Source organism: Streptomyces adelaidensis (assembly GCF_016598475.1).
Taxonomy (GTDB): Bacteria; Actinomycetota; Actinomycetes; order Streptomycetales; family Streptomycetaceae; genus Streptomyces; species Streptomyces adelaidensis.
This window is the reverse complement of record NZ_JAEMUX010000005.1, coordinates 1-22,611: the sequence shown is the minus strand read 5'-3', so window position 1 is coordinate 22,611 and position 22,611 is coordinate 1. Positions and strand designations below refer to the sequence as shown.

Sequence of the window (22,611 nt, the reverse complement as noted above, 5' to 3'; positions counted from 1 at the left end):
GGCTACTTGACCTCGTACTGGTCGTGGGGGGTGGCCCGTTCCCAGATCCGTTCGTATGCGGTCGCGTGCTGGGAGACCGTGCTGGGCTCGTCGCGGAGTTCCTTGCCGACCCATTCGCCGTCGCCGGAGAAGTGGTGGACCCGTATCAGCCGCCCGTCGAACATCCACAGGTCGGTGCCCGGGACGAGCAGGTCCCACGCGCGGTGCCGGGGGAGCCAGCGCACCTCCTCGCCGGCTTCCACGTTGGCGCGGGTCTGGTAGTGCTCCCACGCGATGTAGTCGGTGACCGGCTCGGACACGATCCTGACGCGCCGCACGTGCACGCCGCGGGCGACCGCGTCCGCGATGTTCTGGTGGTAGGGACGCCACCAGGAACCCCGGTCGTCCCAGTCGACGCGTCGGCCGTCCTGCCAGGCTTCGAAGCGGGGATTGGTGAAGTAGGCGTCCCTCATCTCCAGATGGGCGGCCGACTGCCTGGTGCCGGCGAGGAGTTCAGCGAACTCCGGGATCGAGCTCATCGCACGCCTTCCTGATGACCGGGATCATGCGGGCCGGGATCCTGATGACAGTCTCGCCGGACGGGATGGGCGCCCTCGCCGGGGACAACGCGTCGCATGTCGCGGTCGTCTCGTCGTCGGCCTGGTAGCTCTGGATCAGCAGATCGTCCGTGTTGGTGTCCACCCAGACTGTGGGACATCCGTCCTCGTCTGTCTCGGGGTCGATCCCGACGAACTGAATGTTCATGGTGGCTGGCCCTCCCACGCTGGTTGGTTGCAGCGATTTACACCACGATCGTGGGCACGCGTCGCGTGGTCAAGAGCACATGCCGGTCATGACCTGCACCCTCCAACTGCCGTGTAATTCGGTGCAATTCCATGGCCTGGCCGATGGAGGGTCTCCTACGGTCGGACCGGACGACGGAATCCGGCGGCCTCGCGAGGGACCCCGGGCACAGCCGACCGTGAAGCGGCGGCCGGTGACCCTCCCGGCCTCGTGACACCCCTGAACTCCCACCCCGGCTCCCCAACCTGGGCAGGTCGAGCAGCCGGGGCGGGTCGCACCACACAGCACGGCAACGACACCCCAGAAGGGCAGGTCAATGACCGTCACACTCGAACAGCCCGCCAGGACGCTCACGCGGGACCCGAAGGAACTCCTCGACGCGGTCGCTCCGCACATCACCGAGTTGACCGTCAACGTGTTCGACTCCGGCGTGAGCCTGTGGGACCGCGAGGTCTCCCTGCTCCTGCGCGACCACACCATGGTCCGCGACATGGCCGAACGGATCCTCGGCAACGCCGTCATGTACGTCGTGGGCTCCATCGAGAACCCCGACGTCCACCTGGGCGTCGGCAAGCTCGTCGACATCGGCGTCCACCAGCTCATCCTCGACACACCCGTCTGGTGGGGCATCTGCCGCCTGGACAACGGCGGCCGGTTCAAGCACCACGCGCCATTCGTCGAGCGCCGCCGCGACGGCCTGTGCCTGCGCACCGGCGACCTCCTCCGCTCCCAGGGCTGGGCGATCGACGAGGAGCTGTGGGCCATCGACGGCACGGACTGCTCACCGTGCGACGACAAAGTCCCCGACAGCCACTGCCCCGGCTACAGTCGCCCCCGCCCTCACGGCTCCCCCGAGGGCGGGGGCTCCCGCATCCCGACGACCAGAGGAACGCTGTGCCCGTACCGCACGACATCGCCGCCGAGACCGAACTGTGGGACGCCTACGCCGAGTCCGCGTTCAAGGACGACGCCGAGCCGTCGTTCTGCTGGACCCAGTACGCCGGCCACGGCCCCGGCCCCGAACTCCTCGGCAGCCCGGAGACCGTGTTGGAGATCGGATGCGGCACCGGCCGCGCCCTCGCTCACCTCGCACGACAAGGCGTCAAGGCCACCGGGGTCGACCTGTCGCCGCGCATGGTCGCGCTCGCGGGCGAGAGGTGGGCGCCGCTCGGGGTGCGGATCGAGCCGGGAGAGATCGTCGATTGGCTCGCCGCCGACGAGGGGCGGTACGACGCCGTGTACTCCATCTTCGGCGCGGCCTGGTTCACCGACCCGTCCCGCCTCTTCCCCCTCGTCCACAACCACCTCGTCCCGGGCGGCGTCTTCGTGTTCTCCCAGCCGCCGGCCATCCCGGGCGCCTACGGGCCGCAGGGCATGTACAAGGGCGGGTTCGCGGGGAAGGCCATGTTCACGTACCGGTACAGCTACAAGCCCGCGGTGTGGGAGCGCCACCTGCTCCGGGCTGGTTTCACGTCCGCTGAGGCGACGGTGGTGGATGCCCCGAAAGCCGGGTACATCGGCACGCTCGTCGTCCGGGCCCGCGCCTGAGAGTCGCGTCACGGCCCCGGCCGGAACCCTCCGTAGCCGACCGGGGCCACCTCATGGCCCACGGAATGCCCCTGGCCGGTGACTACGGGGGGAGGTTGGGGCGTCAGGTCTCCCGATGCCCGCTCAGAACAGTGCCAGGCCCTCGCCGCTGGTGTCCGCGACGACTGGCCGGGGCTGGGCGGGGAGGCCGTCCACGCGGTCGGGACCGGCCGCGGCGGCCACGGCAGGGGCCGTCTCGGCCAACCAGACGCGAAACCGCTCGGCGGCTTCGCGGTAGGGGACTCGCGCCAGGACACAGTGCTCGCCGGAGGGGCAGCAGTCGACGGCGACAGTGAGCAGGCAGGAACGGGGCGCGTTCTGACTGCCCGTCCAGGACACGCGCAGGACACCGCACGGCGTGCGCCCGCGGGGGGCTCGGTGGGTCGGGCGCAGCGATCGGCAGGCTATGTGGGCGGTCCATGCGGCGAGGTGCGGCAGGGGCAGGGTGGTGCGGGCGCGGCAGCCGGGGCAGCGGTGCCAGTGGCGGAGCCAGTCGTCGGTGTCGGTGTGGAAGAGGCGTGTGTAGCGGTTCGCCACGCGGATGTCGTTGCTGTACAGGTGGTCGGGACGTTCCAGTGTGTTGCAGGACTGGCAGACGGGGGCGCGGACGTAGCCGTGTTCGTGGCAGTGGTCGAGCACGGTGGCGGGCACGGTGCGGCAGACGGCGCACACCCACCCGGCCACCCTGCGGGAGGTACCGGGCTTCCTGCTGAGCACCGAGTACAGCTGGCCTTCCAGCTCTGCGTTGTACGGGCGCGGTGAGGCGGTGGGACCCTCGGGGCTCGTCGTCTGCCGACCGTCGACGTCTCGCCGACCGTCGGCGTCTCGGGCCCGCTTGGGGTGGGAGGGCGGCTCGGTGGCGGCTGCGCCTGCCCGGCGGGTCCGCGCGGCTTGCACCCACTGCGCTTCGGCGTGCTCGGCCGCGTCGAGCAGCCTGACCACGGCGCGCGGCAGCCACCACGTGCGCTGTGTCCCGTCGCGGGTCTGCTCCACGAGTACCTGTCGCCAGTCGATCCCCGCCAGATGGTACGGCCGGCCCACTTCACGCCGTGCTGCCCGCTCGGGGCCGCCCGGCTCCAGCAGTTCCCCCGTGATGCGCCGGCGCCAACGCAGCGGCGTCTCCTCGTCGTGCTCCTGCCTCGGCGCCCCACGAAACGGACCGATGCGGACCAGGTCCTGCCGATCCATCCCCACCGCGTTCAGTTCCGCGGCCGCCCGGCGCACCTCACCCTCCGGGACACTCCACTGACCGCCGCTCGCCCTCACCGTCGCCACCACATGGCCGCCGAGCAGGACGTACCCCACCCGGGCATGGGCAGGAGAGCAGGTGAATGCCCCAGAAGCCGTCGGCACAGCACTGTCGGCCGTCAGATCGACCCACAGAGCGTCCGCGGCACCCAGGGTGATCAGGCCGTCCGTGCGACCGGGCATGACACGCTCCGACATACCGACAGGCTAACGGCGCCGACGCGGCAACGGGTCTCCAAGCGCCTCGGTCAGCCAGGCCGCCGCCCGCAACTCGGCGGCGACGTCGCGTCGTGCGACTTCCGATCACCTCGCATGACGGCAAGATCCCCGTACCGTCCAGCCGACAGTTGTGACACCGCCCCCACCCACCCTCCGGAGAGACCGTGTGGACGGTCGTGAAGCCGGAGCGCGGCCCCAGGGTAGAACAGCCGGCCGTCGCCGAAGGTCACCGTCAGTCAACAGCCCTGAGGTAGACCCGGCTCTCACTGGCGTCCAGCCTGTGCACCGCGATCGCCAGGGAGTTCAAGTCTCCGTCGCAGGGGGCGCAGATCTGTCCTTCCCGCACGTCCGGCAGGGATTCCGGTTCGGGGAGTCCCAGGTGGGAGAAGGGGGTCATGGGCTTCGCGACACTAGAGCGGGGCTCGTCGCGGGTCCTCAGCTCCCTCTCGGGATCAAGCTGTTCCACGAAGCCGTCCACTCCGGAGGCGGGGAGGGTGAAAACCAGCAGCAGCCCGTCGTCCTGGAACCCGTTCTGGTGTGCGGCACGCGCGTCGGTGGCCGTGGACGGGAAGTCGATGTTCATCAGCCGGCTGACCGTCGTCGGCGTGGCCTTGTCGTCCCACTCCGGCACCTCGCCCGTTCTGTCGGCCGCGCCGGACTCGGCCGCGGCCGAACAGGCAGCGAGGGCCGGGCCGGTCAGGCAGAGGGCCGCGACACCGAGGGCGTGAACGGCCCGCATCGCCCGGGTCTGGTGATGCGCTTGTACCTGCGTCCGGGTCGTCGGGCGTCCCCATTGCGTCGCGGGTGGCGTGAGCAACGCACGGAGAGTCGGTGCGAGCCTGCGGAAAGCCACCGTCCGGAGTGAGTGAACTCCGCGCCGCGTGCCTGGCCGAGCACCGATCTCCGTCACCAAGATTCTCCGGTGCGGATGGGCCCGTCCGCCGGGGGCCGGACCCACGAGATCGGTCCGATCGCCGTCGCAACGGAGTACGCGCCAGGCCCCCCGGTGGCGCTCACTGGCTCGCACCGCCACTCGACCTGACGTAGATCCTCGTACTGCCCGGTTCGAACTCATGGGCGTAGAGTGCCACAACGGCAATCCCTCCGGCCGCCGCCGTGAGTACCACGCCCAGGACGACGAGCATCCTGCGCACGCCCGTCGGCCGGCGTTTCCCCTCCGGTGGCGGAACTGCGGTGGTCGCTCGGCTCAACGTTTCGTCCTCTCCCTGCCCGGGTCCTGCCTCGTGCCTTCACGGCCGGGATCGTCCGGCGCGGGCAGCGGATCGTTGTTCGACGTCGCGGAACCGAGATCGTAGTGCTTCACGGGACTGCTGCCCTGCCTGTCGAACTCCTGGGCCAGACCGGTGGCGTGCAGCCGTGCCGGCTGGCCGTCCGGAATGCTGAGCGGGCCGATGGTGACGCCGTTGCCCTCGTCCCAGTTGTAGCGGTCCCAGGCGTTGACCTGGTAGTCGAGCCCGACTTTTGGCTCACCGTCGGCCCCGGGCACCACGGTCACCACGCCTGTGACGTTCCGGGCTGGCCGCCATTACGCCGGAACTCCTCCAGCGCCTTTTCCCGCCACGCGTCCTGTTTCCCGCGGATCGCCTCCTCGGCGTGGATACGGAGTCCCTCGTCGTCGTGCAGCATCTTGTCCACGGGCAGGCCCAGCGGTTCCCCCCGTGTTTTCGCGGTAGTGCTGCATGTGCCGGGAGGCATCGTTCATGCCCTGCCAGTCGGAGCCCGAGGCGAGCATCCTCATCTTGTCCTTGGTCATGAACTCGGTGAAGGTGGGTTCCTCCGCCCCATGCCGCCCCGAACCCCTGTCGGGCGCGATCTGCTTGACCGTGGGACTGAGCAGTCCGGCTGCCAGCAGGTCGTCCTTGCGCGCCTTCCAGAGCTCGGCGCGTGCCTCCGGGCTCAGCGACTGCCACAGCCTCCGCAGTTCGGCCCGCTGCCCGGCGGACGCGTCCTCGCCGAGCGAGGCGAGCTTCATCGCGCGCGGCAGCTGGTCCTCGTCGAGCGAGGTGTAGGTGGCGTGGCCGGCGTTGTGCGGATCGCCGCCGTGGGACTTCCGCAGGGCCCGGGTGACCGCGGCGTCGATCTCGGCGGCGTGGGCGACCAGACCGGTCAGGGTGTCGGCGTACCACTGCATCCTGTCCCGCCGTGGTCGTGGTCGGGGTCGGGGCTACGCTCACTGCGTCGTACCGACGAGTAGAACAGGTCTGACCATACAACGAACACATAAGCGATTAAATAGCTCCTCGTCAGAGCCGCACGTCATGCCTTCGAACCCGAGCCCCGGTGTCAGCGCGCCAGGTCGCCGAGCAGGTCGTCGAGTACCGCCTCCTCCTCGACCCGCACCCCCAGCGACTCCAGGGCCGAGGGCAGTTCCAGATCCCAGGGCGCGACGGCGGGCGTGCCCGTGAGGGGTGGTGCGGAGGCCATGACGGTCTCCGCCGACCGCCGGTAGTCGACGGCCGTGTAGCGCCACGGCTGCCACGGCACATGCCGGAGCAACCCCGCCGCGATACGCAGGCCTCCCCAGTCGAAGTCGCCGTGGTAGCGCAGCACGGTTCCTTGGGCGTGGGCCTGGCGCAGCAGGGTGAGCGCGGCGGCCGAGGGCTGGCCCTGGAGACAGACCAGGGGCAGGCAGTGGGGGCCGTACGCGTCGGCGGCGGCTGAGAGCACCGTGGGGTTCTCACAGATGTACAGCAGGGTTCCGGATGTCAGCACAATCTCCTGACGGGCCAGCTGACGGAGAGTCAGCACTGCTGGCTCGCCCGTCTTCGCCAGCAGGTCCAGCACCGGTGTCCCCCGCAGGTTCAGGGTGAGCACGGTCGAGGACACGTCGTCCCTGAGGAGACCGGCCGACGCCCACGCCTCCCTGCGCCATCCCGCACCCGCTCCGTCGGGGAAACCGGTCAGTGCCCGTACGCCGGACAGGACGACGGTGGTGAGAGGGTCCCCGTCGTCCAGCGCGTGCGCGCTGCCGAGCGTGCGGGCCGCGAACGCCGGGAGGGACACCGGGGGATCGCAGGGCAGGGCCCTCAGCACCCGGACCGTACGGCTGATCAGGTCCCGCGCGGCCTCGGGGCCGCGCGCGAGTCTGCGTACGAGACCGTCCCGGCGTGTTCGGGCCGCCCAGTCGGCCAGTTCGGGGGCGAGGGTGTCCAGCGGCTCGTACGCCTCCTGCCAGGCACGTACCTCGCGGTCGCGCGCCTCGCTCAGTGGTTCGACCTGCCCGGTGAGCGCGACCACGGCGGCGCCGAGTCCGTCGGGGCAGGCACCGGAGCGGCGCAGCATCGCGTCCACCGCGTCGAGCCGCACACCGATCGACCTGCCGTCGCCTGGTGGCCGCCCCAGGAGCCTGCCTGCGGCGGAACGCTGGGCGTCGCTCGGTGCGTTCAGGGTGACCGAGACCGGGCCGGTCAGCGGTTCCTGACGTGCCATGCGCCGCCGTACGCGCTCCAGCAGCCAGGCCAGTTCGGGGGTGCCGAGGAGGCGGCGGAGCCGGGGCAGGTCGATCCGGTCGGAGGGCTGATCGGACGGCGGATCGGAGAACTGGTCAGACGGCCGATGGGAGGACTGATCGGACGGCGGATCGGACGGCCGATCGGACGGCTGAGGGATCATGTCCACAACGATTCCTGACCGGCTTCCTCATCGAGCGCGGGTCCGGTTCCGCGCGCCACGCGCTCCCCGCCGGGCACTCCTGCGCTGCCGCGATCCGGTTCCTCTCCCCGGGACCGGCCCACCCCGTCCCATTCCCACCGGGTCACGAGCACGGCGGCCACCTCGTCGATCCGCGAGAGTTGGGCGATGGCGATCCCCGGCACCTGCGGGTAGCACGCCCACTCGCGTTCGCTGGTCATCACCACGTCCAGGTCGAAGGCGTGGAGCAGGCCGAGGCACTTGGCCCGTGAGTCGTCGTCCACGCCCGCGAAGGCCTCGTCGAGGGTGACGAGCCGGGGTGCGTGGGGATTGGCGGCGGTCGCGTAGTACGACGAGGCCGCCGCGAACAGCGGGACGGACACGGCGAGGACCCGCTCGCCGCCGGACGCCGGTCCGGTCGCGGGCACCCAGCGGCCGTGCTGGTGGCGCTCGATGCCGAACTCGTGCCAGGAGCGGTAGTCCAGGGCGACCGTCAGATGCTCCAGCCAGTTGCCCAGGGCGTCGTCGGACTGACGCTGTGCGATCTGCGCCTGGAGGAACTCGCCCACCGCGGCCCTGTCCTCCGGTGACCAGGCGTCCGCGGACTGCCGCAGCCGCTGTCGGGCCTGGCCCAGCCCCGGCGGTGCCTTGCGTGAGGACCGCCAGACCAGGCGTAGCTTCATGCCGGTCGAGGTGGGGCGGCGCTCCAGTTCCGTGTTCATGGCGAGCACCCGCCGCTCGGCCTCCCCGATGAGCTCCTGGAGGGTTCCCGCCACCTCCGTCAGCAGATGTGTCTCCAGGATCTCGCGCTCGCGTGCGGACAGGATCCGCTCAAGCTCGCGGACCTCTTCGGCCAGGGCCTCGGACAGCTCCGGTACCGCGCGTTCCCGCCCCTGGTAGACGATGTCGACGACCATGCCGTCCTCGACCATGCGCGCGGAGGCGCTGTGCCCGTTCCTGGAGAGTGCGTCCTGGAGCTTGCCGTACTCCGTGCTCAGGTGCCCCTGCACGCGTTCCCACGCGCTGGCGGAGTCGTCCGTGCCGGTGAGTGCGGCCTCGATGCCCCGGGCCAGGGCGATGGCGGGGGTGGCGGCCCAGGGCGCGCCATGCGGGTCGGGGGCCTCCGCTTGTGGGAGGGCGACCGCGAGCAGTCCCGTGGCGGCGAACCGCTGCAGGGCGCCGATCGCCGTCGCACGGGCCGCGGTCGCCTCGGTGATGTCCTCCTGAAGGCGTTCGATGCGTCCTTCCGCGTGGCTCATCCGCCGGTCGGCCGCCCTGAACGCCTCGTGCGCCGCCCGCTGCCGCTCCTCGCACCCACGCAGCGCCCGTGCCGTCTCGGTCAGCCGCCGTTCCAGTTCGGCCACGGCCGCGCCGACGGTGTCACGCAAGGTCGAGTGGTGCTCCTCGGCGGCCGTCGCCCTCGTGACGGCTTCCTCGGCGCGTTCCGCCAGTTTCACCACCCTCCGCGCCGCGCGCTCTGCCTCGGGCCGGGCGTCGGCGAGCGTCCGGACGGCCTCGTCGCGTACCCGAAGGGCGGGCCAGAGCGAGGCGAGGAAGAGCGCGTAGTCCGCCAGGCCTTGGCGTACGGCGGCCAGACCCGGCCCGTCCGACGGCAGGCCCAGGTCCGAGGCGGTCTCGGCGAGCTCGGCGCCCGACAGCTCGGCCAGGCGGGCCGCTTCGGCCAGTTCCCCGGCGAGCCGCTCCCGCCGTTCGCGGGCCGACCGGGCCGTGTCGGACGACATGGCGGCGAGGGCGTGCGCCTGGCGCAGTTCGTCGTCGTCCGGGAGCGCGGCGAGTTCGGCGTCCAGGACGCTGTGTCGGTTCGCTAGCGCCTCGAGTTCGGCCCGTGTGGACTCGGCCTCGCCCGACACGCCTTCGAGTTCGCCGCGGAGTACGGCGATCCGGGCGCGGCGGGCCTCTTCACGCGCCCCCTCCCCCAGATACTCCGCGGTGGGCTTGGACCAACCGCCCCTCAGCGCGCCCACCGTGAAGGTGCCGTCGGCGGCCACCCAGGTGTCGCCGCCCCCGCCGAGCCCGATCGCGTACAGCAGACGGAACACGACCGGGTCGTCCACCCGCGCGGCCTGCGGATCACCGTGATCGACCGCCGGGCGCAGGACGTTCGCGAGCGAGGGCCCGAGCAGGGGCGGCCCCGGCTTCAGCAGTACGTCGTGACCCGCCGCGTCCAGTGCGACGCCGTCCGGCAGAACCCAGGCGTCGAGCAGCCCGGATGCTTCCAACGCCGCTTCGACACCCGCCCGTTGGGCCGCCGGCACTTCGTCCCGGAAGTCGACCAACCGCCACAGGGGCGCGCCCGGCATCCGTTCCCTGGTCCCCGGGGTACGCGTGTGCGGAACGCCTGGCCCGCGCTCTCCGCCCGCCTGGAGTCCGGCCAACTCGCCTTCCAACGTGGTGCGCCGCATGGCCAGTTCCCGCTGACGCTGCGCGAGGGAAGCTGTCCGTGCGGCGAACTCTCGGCTCAGCGCTCGATGTGCCCGTGTCGCCTCGGCCCGCACCGGGTAAGGGCCGCTGAGGCGGCCGACCCAGTCCTGCAACCGGTCCAGCAGTCCGACCGCGTCAGCCACCGCCAACTCGGCGCAGGCGCCCAGGTGTTCCCGTACGCGGTCCAGCAGGGTCCGGCCGGCGGCCGACACCGCCTCCGCAGCCTCGGCCTGCCGCTCCGCGGCTCGGGTGACCTCCCCGTCCGCGTCGTCGAGGCGTCGCGTGGCCTCGCGGTGCTGCCGTGCCGCCTCTTCGGCCGACTGCACGAGGGCCTCGACGACCTCGACCGTGCGGCACCTGCGCGCCATGACGTCCTCGGCCGTGCGCCGCAGCTCGTGCTCGGGCGCGTTGTCCACGGCCGGCTCGCCGTCCGGGCCCATCCTGGCGGCCGCGGCCGCGGCCCTGCCCTCCGTGAGGTACTTCTCCACCTCCTTCACGGCGGCGGCCAGCTTCCCCTGTGCGGTCGAAACCCGCCGCAGGATCTCGGTATGCCGTACGGCGGCCTCTTCCCTGTCCTCCTCGGCCTGCCGCAACGCCCCGGCGGTCCGAGCCACCTCTCCGGCAGCGCGCTCCAGTTCGACGGCGCCTCGCATCTCGGGGCCCGCGCGCAGCGCCGTGTCCTGGGCCGTCAGCCGGACCGCGGTGTCCTCCAGCTCCGCGATCAGCTCGGCAGCGCTCTCCCGATCCACCTGGCCCGCGCCGCGATCCGTCTGGGCCTGGGCGAGGTCGCGGTGGAACTGCTCATAGCGGGCATGCTCGGTGCGCGGCAGCCGGGCGCGTCGACGCGCCGCGACCCGCGCGTAGCGCCGGTAGTGGTCGAGGAAGGCGGACGCCGCCCGTTCCGCCTCGGCGGCGGCGCGCAGCTCGTCCTTCTCCTCGTCCAACGACCGGAACGCCTCCGCCACATCCGCGATCACCGCCTGGTCCACCGGTGGCAGCGCTTCGGTGAGCGCCCGGGACAGCGCGACCTCGTTCGGCCGCTTCGACAACTGCGGCTGACGCAGCTGGATCAACAGGTCCACCAGGGCCGCGTACCGCTGCTCACCGAGCCCGAACAGCGCCTCGTCGACGGCCCTGCGGTACACCTTCGCCTGGTCGTACACCATGCCGTGACCGGCCACCGCCTCGGCGAGCCGGTCCCGGGACAGCGCCGCTCCGGTCGCGTCGAGCAGGCTCAGGTTCTCACCGACCCGCTGGTCGGTGACGGCGTACCAGTGCCGGGCGATACCGCGCCCTTCGACCGCCTTCAAACCGCAGGCCAGCGTACGGAAATGGCTCCGGCCCGACGCGTCACGGCGGCCGAACTCGATCCAGGTGTAGCCGAGGCGCTCCGGGTGCGGGTGTTCGCCGCCCAGCAGCAGATTCCACTCCATGCGCTTCTTGGCGTCGCCGTCGGGCTCCACACGGTGCGCGGAGAGGTCTCCGTCGAGCAGGAAGGGCAGGGTGAGGGCGAGAACCTTGGATTTGCCGGTGCCGTTGTTGCCGCGCAACAGCAGGCGGCCGTCACGGAACCAGAACTCCTCGACGTCGTAGTAGAAGAGGTCGACGAGTCCGATCCGCAGGGGCTGCCATCGCGCACGTGCCGGGGCGGGGAGGGCGGTCAACTGTCACGGTCCTTTCGGAGGCCGCCCGCGGAGGCGACCGTGGTCGTACGGCGTCGGGGACTCCGGGTCCCGGGTTCCAGGACGACGGTCTCGCCCACGGCGTAGCGGGCGAGCGCCGGGCGGGGCTCGACCCCGTCGGGTGTACGCGTCCGGGTCACGAGACCGAGGGCGGCGAGCTTGGTCACCGCGTGTTCGACCAGTTCGGGCTCGGCTCCCGGTTCCCTCGCCGTCTTCGACCAGAACGTGCCGTGCTCCGCCGCCAGTTCGCGTACGCGGCCGTGGAGGTCGGCGAGGCTCACCCAGGTGCCGGTGGACGCCAGGTGCTCGGCGAGCAGCAGGGTGATGTGGCCGTGGGTGCCCTGCTCCGGCATCCGTGCGTCGGTGAGGTCGTCGAGCGGGTCGACCATCGCGATGCCCTCGGCCCGCACTTCCGGTACCAGCCCGGTCAGTTCGGTGACGCGCGCCAGGATGAAGGCGCGCTGACGGGTGAGGTAGCCGAGTTCGGCTTCCGTCAGCTCGTCGTAGTACAGCACCGGATCGTCCAGCAGACGACGGGTCAGGTACTGGCGGATGGCACGGAATCTCAACTCGTCGCTGTCCAGTGCGGCTTCGGCGGTCATCTCGGTCAGCCGGTCCTCGAAGGCCTCGCCCTGGACGAGCGAGGGGCCCAGGCGTGCCGTGAGCAGTCCGGCGAGCACCCGGCGTTCCACGTCGTACAGGGCGTCGCCCGCTCCGCTGACGTAGGCCTCCTCGTCCCCCGCCACCCGCCGGAGCACCCCGAGGGCCAGCAACAGCCGTACCACCGCCGCGAGATCGGTGCGTTCATCGCGACGCTCCAGGGTGAACTCCACGCCCGCGGCGGCGAGGTGGGGGTCGGCGGCGTCCAGGACGACGTGCTCGGCGAGGCGGCCGAGAGCGATCTGCGACTCCCCGCGTTCCAGGGCGGCGAGCGCGAGGCACAGCAGGACGTAGCGCCGGCGGGTGAAGGGTGCGGTCGACCGTGCCGCCTCCCGGGCCGGATGCGTGGGATCGGTGAGCGTGCCGGGGATCTTGCGCAGCCGGGCCGACTCGGCGTCGACCTGGAGTGGCCAGCCGGTGTTGCGTTCGAACCATGCGCGCAGCTCGGAGGCGTGGCTGCGGACGAGCCGGAACTCGTCCGCGTGCGGGCCGTGGGCCAGCAGCAGCGGCGTCTTCAGCAGTGCGCGTGCCGCGCGGCGCAGCTCGGCGGTGCGCCGGTTGTCCAGGACCTCGGTCAGTGAAGCGCTCAAAGGTCGCCCCTCCCCCGGCTAGTGTCCGCGTCCGTGTCCGTGTCCGCGTCACCCACTAGATCGACGATCTCCACGAGGTGGTCGGGGCCGTGGAACACTCCGCCCGGAGTGTGGATCTCGGCTCTGCTCCCGTCCCCGAGGGCCGAGAGCCGGATCTCCATGGTGCCATCGTTGCTGGTGGCGACGGTGCTTGTCATCCCCGGCCGCCAGGTGGCGAGTGCGTCGCCGAGCAGTTGGAGGAAGAGCCCGAAGGAGAGGGTGTCGAGTTCACCGATCGACGACAGGCGTATCCGACCGTGCGTCGCCATTTTCGCTCGGGCCTCGGTGATCTCCCGCGACTGGCGCGCGGCGAGATCGGCAAGCATGGCACGCTGCTCCGTCCGGTCCTGGACCCGGCGGATCCGGCCGCGCCGCTCGTAGCTGCCCGTGCGCCGCAGTTGCGGGCTGATGTGCAGCGGTTCGGCGTCGGCCCACGGGGTGGCGGGGGTGACAGGGCGTACGTCGCGGGCGGTGAGCGTGTCGGCGTCGACGGTGAGGTGACGCGAGGAGTGCAGGCCGAAGGCGGCGCGCCACAGCCGGTGTCGCGCGTCGTCGTCAGGGGCCTCGGCGAACCAGCGGGCCAGGGTGCGGAAGTCGGCGGACCGGTCGGTGCGCCCGGCGCGGCGCTCGTTCAAAATCCGTACCACCGCGAGGAGTTGAGGAATCGCCCCCAGTGCGCGGACGCGCAGGACCCGTGCCTGGGACTGTCGTCCTTCGGTGGAGACGAACCAGGCGGCAAGGCCCGACCAGCGCGCGGCCCACCGTTCCAAGGCCTGGGCCTCGGCGCTCTCGGCCTCTTCGGGTGAGGCGTCCAGGGCCTCGCGGGCGGCGGCGATCCGCAGCAACGGCTCCACGGGGCCAAGCTGTTCCAGCTCCTTGATGAGCAGCGCGATGCGGCCGCCCAGGGTGATCAGGTCCTGGATGAAGCGTTCCAGGTACTGGATGAGCCGGTCCTTGTAGACGAGGAAGCCGTCCACGTCCACGTCGTGCAGGTCGATGGTGCGCTGCAGTGATCCCATGAAGGCGCGCGCGTTGTCGGCCAGCGCGACGAAGCGGCTGGTCAGGGCGTCGAGGGCGAGGTACACCTTGGCCGGGTCGGGCTCTTCTCGCGCGGCGAGCGCGATGAGCGCCCGCAGCTGCGTGACGATGTCGTGCAGCGCCACCGCCTGGAGGGCACCGCGCCGGCCGAGCGCCTGGTCGTACGCGGCCAGCGCCTCCTCGGCGGCCTCTCCCTCGTGGGTGAGCTGGTAGATGAACCGCTTGCGGTAGAAGTCCTCCACCGCGGTGACGCGCGCGGTGTCCGGGTCGGACCGGAGATTGCCCCAGCCGACCAGCTTGTCCAGAGCCCTGGTCACGGAGTCGGGCTCGGGCGGACGGTGCGCGACGGGGAGCGCGGCGTGCACGTCCTCGGGACGCAGGTGGACCGCGAACCGTTCCTTGGCGGCCAGGAAGACCTTCATCACCAGCCGGTAGAAATCGGAGTTGGGCACGGTGAGGTGCGTGAAGGGCCCGTATTCGGGCGACTGCGAGGTGTCTGGCGCGTTCGTCACCGCACCGTGTTCCTCCGGCCGGGCCTGTTCATGTGCGTCCCCTTCCTCGTACTTCTCGCGCTCCTCTCACAGAGTGTCCCCTACGGGCGTGACCGAAAGCTCCTCCAGAGGGGTTCCGTGGACCGGCGGGATCAGGGCGGAGGCATGCGGCCGAACGCAGGCGGCACTCGCGCCGATGACCGTCCCCCCGGCGGTCACCGGCGCGAGTGTGCTCACGGGGTGGGTGTCAGGCCTTGCACTCGGGGACTCCCTCCAGCCAGGCCGGTCCCTTGATGTAGATGTTGGTCATCCAGGCCTTGTAGTCCGGGAGGTAGGACCACACGTCGTTGGTGTAGCCGTCGGAGGTCACCAGCTCCGCGTGCTTCTGGCATTCGACGCGGATGGTCGTGGAACCGGGGAAGGCGTAGACGCGGGCCGCGGCGAGGCGGGGTTCGGTCTTGGTCCAGACGCTGGTGCCCCAGGTCTGGTGGATATGGCCGGTGACCTGGCCGGTGTTGACGCGGACGGCGCCGAAGTAGCTGCCGTTCAGGCGGACGTCGCTCACCATGAGCCTGGTGCCGGACTCCTTGGCCTCGACCATCTTGCCGGCCCCGAGGTAGATGGCGATGTGGTGCAGGTCCTTCGAGGTGCCCCACGCCAGCAGGTCGCCGGGAAGCAGCGGGGCGAGGCCCTGGGCTGCGGTGAAGCGCTCAGCGGCGCGGTGCGTGTAGTACTGCTGGCCGGCGACGCCGTTGAGGATGTCGGAGCCGGTGGCCTCGGCGTAGGCGTGGCGGACCAGGCCGGAGCAGTCGAAGCCGAACCGCTCGGGGTCGTGCGCGCTGTCGTCCGGGTCGGTGGGGTCGACCTGCCCGTAGGTGGGGCCGGGCTGGGCCCCGTGGCCGCCCGCCCATGTGTACCAGGTGCCGGCCGCGACCTCGGCGCAGGCGGCGGCGATCGCGCGTTCGGCGGCCGCGGAGGCGCCGGGCGCGAGGACGCCGCATTCGTCGGCGGCGGCAGCGGGCGCGGCGGCCGGTGCCGTCTGCGCCGCGGCGGCCGTGGACACCGGTGCCCAGAAGAGGAAGGCGAGCAATGCGATCAGTGTGCGGATGAGACCGGTCCGGCGGACCATGCCGGGACCCCCGTTTCCTGTTGACGTGGATATTGACGTCGGTGTGTGCTGATATATGTCGATGTGTGCGAATGTGTGTGATGTATGTCGATCGATGGACGTGGGCGAGCCTTGCCCAAGCCCTGGCGTAAGTGGTCGTCAATCGTCATCAGTGGTCGTGCAGCAGCCTGCTGGCCGTACCGCCGGCTCGTCGAGATCCGGCACGCACCCCCATCGGACGGGAAACGGGCAACACTTGGGAAACCCCCTCCCACCACGGCTGTCCACCCTCGCCGTCAGCCGCCCGCGCAGGCCGATCCGGCCGAGACGGGTATCCCCGGCAGGAGGCTCGCGCGTTCGTCGGGGCCCATCGCGGCGCGCAGCCGGCAGATCTCCGCCAGCCGGGCCCCGGCGTCGAGGTCCCACAGCCGTACCGTGCCGTCGGTGCTGCTGCTGGCCACCGTCCGCCCGTCGGGGGCGAAGTCCACGCCCCACACGGCGTTCGTGTGGCCGGTCAGGCTCGCCCACGGCCGCCGCGAGGCGACGTCCCACAGGCGCACCGTACGATCGTTGCCGCTGCTGGCGAGGGCCTGGCCGTCGGGGCTGAAGGCCACGCTCCGGACCGCGCCCGTGTGGCCGGTCAGGACGGCCTCGGAGCGACGGGCGCGGGCGTCCCACAGGCGTACGGTGCCGTCGTTGCCGCTGCTGGCGAGGGTGGCGCCGTCGGGGCTGAAGACGACACTCCGCACCGCGCCGGTGTGGCCTGTGAGTTCGGCCAGGGGGCGGCGCGAGGCGACGTCCCAGAGCCGTACGGCCAAGTCGTCGCCTGCGCTCGCCAGGGTGCGGCCGTCGGGGCTGAAGGCGACGTCGTTGGCGTAGTCCCCGTGGCCCTTGAGGACGGCGACGCGGCGGTGCGAGGCCACGTCCCACAGGCGGACCGTGCGGTCGGCGCCGGCCGAGGCGAGGGTCCGCCCGTCGGGCGCGAAGGCCACCGAGAAGACCTCCCCGGTGTGGCCGCTGAGCGTGGCCAGGGGTTTACGCTCGGGCACGTTCCACAGACGGATCGTGCCGTCGGAACCCGCCGAGGCCAGGGTCCGCCCGTCGGGCGCGAAGGCCACCGAGAGGACCGCCTCCCGGTGGCCCGTGAGCCGTTTCAGCAGTCGATGGGTCCGCGCGTCCCAGAGTCGTACGGTGTGGTCGGTGTCGGCGGTGGCCAGCAGTTTTCCGTCGGGACTGTAGGTGGCCTGCCAGACCTCCGTGAACGGACGTGCCGTCAGCACCTGTCCGCCGAGGTCCCACAGGACGACGGACTGGTCGAAGCCGGCGGTGGCCAGCAGGGCTCCGTCGGACGTGAGGGCCACGCCGAGCACGTAGTCGGTGTGGCCGGCGAGCACGGTGGTCTGCCGGCCGCCGCGCACGTCCCACAGCCGGGTCGTGCCGTCGCCGACCGCGCCGACCACCGCGGCGCCGTCGGGTGTGTAGGCGACGGCGTTGATGTCGTCGCTGCTTCCGGTGAACGTCGCGGTCGAATCGCCGCCGCGTACGTCCCACAGCCGTACGGTCCGGTCGATGCCGCCCGAGACGACCTGCCGCCCGTCCGGGGAGAACGCGACGCCCAGGACCTCGTCGGTGTGTCCCTTCAGTACGTCGAGCGGGCGCGCGCGGTCGGTGTCCCACAGGCGTACGGTCCGGTCGGCGCCGGCGGAGGCCAGCGTCCTGCCGTCGGGGGCGTACGCCAGCGCGTGGAGGGAGCCTTCGTGGTCAGTGAGCGAGGCGGTGCGCCGGGGCTCACGCCCGGTGTCCCAGAGCTGGACGGTTCCGTCGGTGTTCGCGACGGCGAGCACGCCGCCGCGCGGGTCGAACGCCACCGCCCGGGCGCCCCGTGTGCTCGCGGCCAGGACAGCCGTCCGGCGGCGGTCGGTGACGTCCCAGAGGCTCACCGGCCCGTCCGTCGAAGTGGCCGCGAGGGTACGGCCGTCGGGGCTGAAGGCGACCGAGCGCACGCGGCCGGGGACGGTGAAGGTGGCGATGGTCCGGTGGTCGTCGCCGGCCATGCTCCGCAGGGTGACCGTGCCGTCGGAGCTGGCCACCGCCAGCGTCCGGTCGTCCGGTCGTCCGGCGCGAAGGCCACCGTGTTGACCGGCCCCCGGTAGCCGCCGAGCCGGGCGGAGAAGGGCTGGGCCTGGGCGCTGAGGAGGGCCCCACGTGCCTCGGCCGTCGTGTCGGCCGAATAGGCCTCCTCGGCGAGCAGCATCGACGCCTCCGGCCGGCCCCCGGCGAGGGAGGCGGAGCGCACGGCGAGGGCCTGGGAGCGGGCGACCCGCTCCTGGTCGAGAGCGCCCTCCCGCTGCTGGTAGGCGAGGCCCCCGGCGGTCACGGCGAGTCCCAGCAGGACGACGAGCGTGGCGAGCATCGACTGGCGCAGCCGGACCTGTCGGCCGGCCTGCCTGCGGCGGCCGTCCTCCTCGGCCTGACTCGCCCGCACGAAGGCCTCCTCGCGAGGGCTGAGCCGGTGCCGGCCGTCCGACTCGTCGGCCCAGGACCGTACGGTGTCCAGCCGCGTGCCCCGGTAGAGGACGGACGGGTCGCGGCCCTCGCGTTCCCACTCGCCCGCCGCGTGGGCGAGTTGCTGGTGGAGCAGGAGTCCTCCCCCTCCGCAGCGGTCCGTGCGGTCGCCAGGGCGCTGAGCACCCGGACGAAGGAGCGCCGTTCCTCCTCGTCGGAGCAGAGGGTGAACAGCTCCTCGAACTGGTCCACGATCAGCACCGGGCGCGGCGGCGGTGGCCGTCGCTCCCCCGGCGCCGCCGAACCGGAACCGGATGGCTCGTCCGACATCTCGCGTACGGCGTCGAGCAGTGCGCCGGGGTCCTCCCGCAGCTCCTCCACGGTGACACCGAGGTCCCCGCCGACGGCTTTGGCGGTGCGCTCCAGCAGTTCGTCCAGCGGGCGCGAGGTGGGGGTGAGCAGCACGGCCGGCCATCGGTCGGCGCCCGGCATCGGGAAGTCGCCGCGTCTCAGTGCGGGGACGAGACCGGCGTTGAGCAGGGACGACTTGCCCGCGCCCGACGGGGCGACCAGCATCAGCGGTCCGCCGCCGACCCGTTCGAAGATCCGCTCCACCAGTGCGGCCGTCGCGCGTTCCCGGCCGAAGAACCATTCCGCGTCCTGGGGGGTGAAGGCCGACAGGCCGCGGTAGGGACAGGCGACGTCGGCCTGCCGCTCGGAAACCCCGGTGTCGCCATCACCGTTGCCGTCGCCATCGCCATCGCCATCGCGGGGCGGTGCCTGTTGCACCAGCCGCAGTAACTCGCCCTCGGCGCCCAGCACCTGGTCGCAGAGACGGGCGACATCGACGGTCGCACGCTTCGTACCGGTCTCGATCTTGCTGAGGTAGCCCTTGCTGTAGTGCGTCCGACGGGCCAGGTCGGTGAGCGACAGTCCGCGTTCCCGCCTCAGTCGCCTCAGTTGTGCGGGGAAGGAGTGCGTGGTCAGCGCGTTCCGGTCCCGTTCGTCGTGGTGGTCTGATGCATCCTCGAACTGCCGGTCCCCCAAGGTGTCCCCCAAGGCAGTGCTGGCCGTGAGACGGCGGATGCCCAGGTTACTGTCGGGGCGGTAAGGGCAGCCAAGCCTTTCACCCGGAGTGGCGAAAAGACGAGCGTCCGGCAACCGCGGGCGAACGCGGTTCCGGACGTCGGTTTGACATGTCAGCTCACCAAGGTCCCAAAGACACTGCTGTTCACCCACTCATGACGGTGAACTCACGCATCGCGCGGCTCCCCTCGCGGTGGTGTGTGACGTGCCCTTGAACCCGGGGGCGGCCCGGGGTGGTCAGTTCGCGGGCCGCCCATGCCGGTCGGACGGATCAGGTCAGGAAGGCCGCGCAGGCGCTCCTGTTCACCCACTGGTGCGAGGAGATGGTGTCGTTGGCACCGACACCGTTGTTGAACCGGTTGTCGGTCAGGTTGTCGGCGTACAGCTCGCCCGGCGCGAGGCAGGCGTGGCCGCCGCCGTAGCCGGAGTGCTCGTAGAACTTGACGTGGTCGAGGCTGCCGACGAAGCCGCGGTTCATGACGGACGTGGCCCTGTCCTGCGAGCCCACCCACCAGTCGCTGTTCCCCGCGGCGGTGATCAGCAGGGTGCCCGAGCAGTCCAGGTTCTCCCAGGCGTACATGTTGCCGTTGCGTGCGCCCCACTTGCTGTCACAGACGGGGCCGGCGACGGCACTGTCGGCCGCCTGCGAGGTCGTGGCGGGTACGACGACGCCCAGGGCGGTGAGCCCGAGGAGCGCTGCCGTGACGGTGAACTTGCGCATGATGTTTCCCCTCGTTTCCTTGATGGTGCGTGGCTGGTGGTGCGCCGGGCGAATCGCCCGGTGTGCCGCACCGGTGGTCGGTCTGCGTCCAGGACGCGAGATGGTCAGTCGCGTTCCCCAACGATGGGCACCGCCCGGTCGTAGGCCTGCCGGCCGAGGTTCCGGTAGGTGTCGACGTCCTTGCCGAACCGGTCGCGCAGGCGGTCCTGGTAGTACGTCTCCCGGGCCGATGCCACGGCCCGAAGGGACGTCTCGCGGGCACAGGTCGCGTCCGCGACGGCGGTCTTCCGCTCGGCGGCGAACGCCTCGTCGGCGCGGGCGTCTCCCAGCCGGCCGGTGTTGACCCGGATGGCGTCCCGGGCCGCCTGCGGGTCCTCGTAGGGTTGTCCCGCCTTCTTCATGCACCGGGACCAAGCCCGTACGGCAGTGGAGAGGCGGGGGTCTTTCATGAGGTCTTCGCCGTAGAGGGAGTTGAGTCCTGTGGCCACCTTGCCCGTGCGGAACCATTCCGCCGGATCGCCGTACAGCTTGCGCTCGGCCTCCTCCGTACAGCCGCCGAGGCGTTTGCGGATCTCCCCACCGCTCGGCAGTGACGCCATGAGCATGCGGGCGCTGTCGCCGCCGTCGAGCGCGGCGTCGAAGGCGGCACGTCGTGACGCGGAAAGGCTCTGACGGTAGGCGCCGATGGGGTTGCGCTCATGGACGCGCCGGCTCTTGGCCTCGATGGGTCCGCCGTACCCGTACGCGCGGGCCCAGCTCACGTCGTCCTGGACGTAACGCACCGGACGGCTCTCCCGGAGCGTCAGTGTGCGGTCCTCCCAGTAGTCGAAGCCGTGCCGTTTCATGCACCGCTTCGTCAGGCGCTGCTGGGCGTCGGCGACGCGCAACTCCTGCTGCCAGGTCAGCGCCCGGGGACGCGGCCGCTCGCTCTCCCGCCCCTGGCCCTCACCGTCACCGCCGGCACATCCGGTCGTGGCGGCCGCGGTGGCCGCGACGACCGCGCACAGAGTGATGAGCACGCGCCTCATGGCCAGCCTCCCCCTCAGCCTCACGCTTGGTCGTGGTCTTGCTGTGTGCTGTCGAATCCAGAGTTGCCCCGCTGCTCACCGGGGTCGACGGGTTTCCTGTTGCCCAGCTGTGAAGCGGTCGGGAAACCGGCCATGAGCTGGGGAACCACCGGACCGGAGGCAACTTCGGGGGCGTGCGCGACGGCTAACCGGAATCCTTCCTCGCAGAATCCCTGCGCGATCCATTGACGCGAACATGCACCCCTCTTATCTTCTGACCGAAGTTCCGCACAAGAGCCGAAATTTCGAACAACATCCACACGCCTCAGGGCAGTTCACGCAGAAATGGGACGAGCGTTGAACAGAACCCTCCGGGCGGTCCTCGCCCTCATCACCTCGGTGGCCGCCGTGCTGGGCCTCACCACCGCCCTCGGCGGCACGGCCGGAGCCGCGGCCCCGCCCGCCGGACAGGCGACGCGGTACACCATGACCGCGTTCACCAACAGCAGCGAGTCGAACATGTACGTCTACGACTCGCCGGACGCGACCGGATTCACCCTCCAGAAGGGCCCGGCGTACACCCCGCCGTCCGGTCTGATCCGCGACCCCAGCATCTTCAAGCACACGGACGGTTACTACTACCTCACCTACACCACCCGCACCTGGTCGGCGCTGTCCACCACCATCGGCTTCGCCCGCTCCACCGACCGCGTCAACTGGACCTTCCTGTACGACTACACGGTCCCGATCAGCGGTCTCCAGCGCGCCTGGGCCCCGGAGTGGTTCGTCGACACCAACGGCAGCGTCAACATCATCCTGTCGGCGTCCGTCGCGGCCGACGGCGAGTGGATCTTCAAGCCGTACAAGCTCACGGCGACGAACTCCGCGCTCACCGCCTGGTCCGCGCCGACCGTGCTGTCCGGCATCAGCCCGAACTACATCGACACCTTCATCGTCAAGGTCGGCTCCACGTACCACGCGTTCACCAAGAACGAGACGACGAAGTACATCGAGTACGCCACAGCCTCCAGCCTCACCGGCCCGTACACCTTCCAGAAGACGGGCAACTGGGCGGGCTTCGGCTCCGGCATGGAGGGCCCGGCGCTCGTCCAGCTCGACAACGGCGGCTGGCGGATCTACTACGACGCCTACGGTGCCGGCAAGTACTGGTACAGCGACAGCTACGACAACTTCGCCACCTGGTCGACCCCGACCGAACTGCCTGGCCTCACCGGCTTCGTACGCCATCTGACGGTCCTCAAGGAGGTCGTGTCCGGCGGCGTCACCCTGCCGACGAACACCACCCGCTCCCTCCAGTCCGTCAACTACACGAGCCGCTACGCCGTCGTACGGTCCGACAGCCTCGGGTACGTCGACGCGGTGACCTCCTCCAGCACCACCGCCGTCAAGCAGAGCGCGACCTTCACGATCGTGCCCGGCCTCGCGGACGCCAACTGCTACTCCTTCCGCGACTCCACGGGCCGCTATCTGCGGCACTGGGACTACCGGGTCCGCTTCGCCACGGACGACGGCACGACCGTCTTCGACAAGGACGCCACGTACTGCGCCCGCCCGGGCACGACGTCCACCTCCGTCCGCCTGGAGTCGTACAACTATCCGGGTCGCTACATCCGGCACTACAACTACGAGCTGCGCCTGGACGTCTACCAGGCCACGGACACCTTCCGAGCCGACAGCTCCTTCACAGCGGTGAGCCCCTGGGCCTGACCGCTGTCCAGCCCCGCCGGCGGACC

Annotated in this window: 15 protein-coding genes and 3 pseudogenes; 3 read left to right on the top strand and 15 right to left on the bottom strand. The window is 71.2% G+C overall.

Annotated elements, in window-relative coordinates:
• Window positions 1-2: 2 nt before the first annotated feature.
• Together I8N67_RS03870 and I8N67_RS03865 are read right to left on the bottom strand one after the other, a co-directional pair.
• Window positions 3-518: a DUF6879 family protein gene (locus I8N67_RS03870; RefSeq protein WP_200301140.1), complete on the bottom strand. Its 516-nt coding sequence runs from the start codon at window positions 516-518 to the stop codon at window positions 3-5.
• On the bottom strand, window positions 493-744 hold the full coding sequence (locus I8N67_RS03865) for a hypothetical protein (RefSeq protein ID WP_200301139.1): 252 nt from the start codon (window positions 742-744) through the stop codon (window positions 493-495). The genes I8N67_RS03870 and I8N67_RS03865 overlap by 26 nt, the downstream gene beginning before the upstream one ends.
• A 355-nt stretch (window positions 745-1,099) precedes the next feature.
• Between I8N67_RS03865 and I8N67_RS42230 the strand changes: the two are divergent.
• A pseudogene (locus tag I8N67_RS42230) lies at window positions 1,100-1,597 on the top strand (glycine-rich domain-containing protein); the annotation flags it as partial.
• An 80-nt stretch (window positions 1,598-1,677) separates the two neighbouring features.
• Window positions 1,678-2,331 carry a class I SAM-dependent methyltransferase gene (locus I8N67_RS03855; RefSeq protein ID WP_200301137.1) on the top strand — a complete coding sequence of 218 codons (654 nt, stop codon included), beginning with the start codon at window positions 1,678-1,680 and terminating at the stop codon, window positions 2,329-2,331.
• A 123-nt stretch (window positions 2,332-2,454) separates the two neighbouring features.
• Here the strand turns inward: I8N67_RS03855 and I8N67_RS03850 are convergent, their stop codons facing one another.
• From I8N67_RS03850 to I8N67_RS03795, 13 genes and pseudogenes are all read right to left on the bottom strand, one after another.
• Complete coding sequence (locus tag I8N67_RS03850; RefSeq protein ID WP_200301136.1) at window positions 2,455-3,816, bottom strand: endonuclease domain-containing protein; 1,362 nt, start codon at window positions 3,814-3,816, stop codon at window positions 2,455-2,457.
• 253 nt (window positions 3,817-4,069) lie between these two features.
• Window positions 4,070-4,576 carry a hypothetical protein gene (locus I8N67_RS03845; protein ID WP_200301135.1) on the bottom strand — a complete coding sequence of 169 codons (507 nt, stop codon included), beginning with the start codon at window positions 4,574-4,576 and terminating at the stop codon, window positions 4,070-4,072.
• 468 nt (window positions 4,577-5,044) lie between these two features.
• Window positions 5,045-5,356: a hypothetical protein gene (locus tag I8N67_RS03840; RefSeq protein ID WP_200301134.1), complete on the bottom strand. Its 312-nt coding sequence runs from the start codon at window positions 5,354-5,356 to the stop codon at window positions 5,045-5,047.
• Window positions 5,357-5,383: 27 nt separating this feature from the next.
• On the bottom strand, window positions 5,384-5,989 hold the full coding sequence (locus I8N67_RS03835; protein WP_200301133.1) for a hypothetical protein: 606 nt from the start codon (window positions 5,987-5,989) through the stop codon (window positions 5,384-5,386).
• Window positions 5,990-6,141: 152 nt separating this feature from the next.
• On the bottom strand, window positions 6,142-7,470 hold the full coding sequence (locus I8N67_RS03830) for a TIGR02679 family protein (protein WP_200301132.1): 1,329 nt from the start codon (window positions 7,468-7,470) through the stop codon (window positions 6,142-6,144).
• Complete coding sequence (locus I8N67_RS03825) at window positions 7,467-11,594, bottom strand: TIGR02680 family protein (RefSeq protein ID WP_200301131.1); 4,128 nt, start codon at window positions 11,592-11,594, stop codon at window positions 7,467-7,469. The genes I8N67_RS03830 and I8N67_RS03825 overlap by 4 nt, the downstream gene beginning before the upstream one ends.
• Window positions 11,591-12,862: a TIGR02678 family protein gene (locus I8N67_RS03820; protein ID WP_200301130.1), complete on the bottom strand. Its 1,272-nt coding sequence runs from the start codon at window positions 12,860-12,862 to the stop codon at window positions 11,591-11,593. The genes I8N67_RS03825 and I8N67_RS03820 overlap by 4 nt, the downstream gene beginning before the upstream one ends.
• Window positions 12,859-14,451 (bottom strand): TIGR02677 family protein, encoded by a 1,593-nt coding sequence (locus I8N67_RS03815; RefSeq protein ID WP_200301129.1) that lies wholly within the window; start codon window positions 14,449-14,451, stop codon window positions 12,859-12,861. Before I8N67_RS03815 ends, I8N67_RS03820 begins: the two co-directional genes overlap by 4 nt.
• A 226-nt stretch (window positions 14,452-14,677) precedes the next feature.
• Window positions 14,678-15,559 carry an NlpC/P60 family protein gene (locus I8N67_RS03810; protein ID WP_200301128.1) on the bottom strand — a complete coding sequence of 294 codons (882 nt, stop codon included), beginning with the start codon at window positions 15,557-15,559 and terminating at the stop codon, window positions 14,678-14,680.
• A 275-nt stretch (window positions 15,560-15,834) separates the two neighbouring features.
• A pseudogene (locus I8N67_RS44485) lies at window positions 15,835-18,724 on the bottom strand (nSTAND1 domain-containing NTPase).
• 123 nt (window positions 18,725-18,847) lie between these two features.
• A pseudogene (locus tag I8N67_RS44875) lies at window positions 18,848-19,282 on the bottom strand (helix-turn-helix domain-containing protein); the annotation flags it as partial.
• 118 nt (window positions 19,283-19,400) lie between these two features.
• A complete protein-coding gene (locus I8N67_RS03800; RefSeq protein ID WP_200301127.1) occupies window positions 19,401-19,850 on the bottom strand; it encodes a peptidase inhibitor family I36 protein in 450 nt (149 codons plus the stop codon).
• Between the two features lie 104 nt (window positions 19,851-19,954).
• On the bottom strand, window positions 19,955-20,878 hold the full coding sequence (locus I8N67_RS03795; protein ID WP_234045002.1) for a DUF2169 family type VI secretion system accessory protein: 924 nt from the start codon (window positions 20,876-20,878) through the stop codon (window positions 19,955-19,957).
• A gap of 336 nt (window positions 20,879-21,214) precedes the next feature.
• On the opposite strand from I8N67_RS03795, the gene I8N67_RS03790 reads away from it, so the two are divergent.
• On the top strand, window positions 21,215-22,585 hold the full coding sequence (locus I8N67_RS03790) for a glycoside hydrolase family 43 protein (protein ID WP_200301126.1): 1,371 nt from the start codon (window positions 21,215-21,217) through the stop codon (window positions 22,583-22,585).
• The last annotated feature ends 26 nt before the right edge of the window (window positions 22,586-22,611 follow it).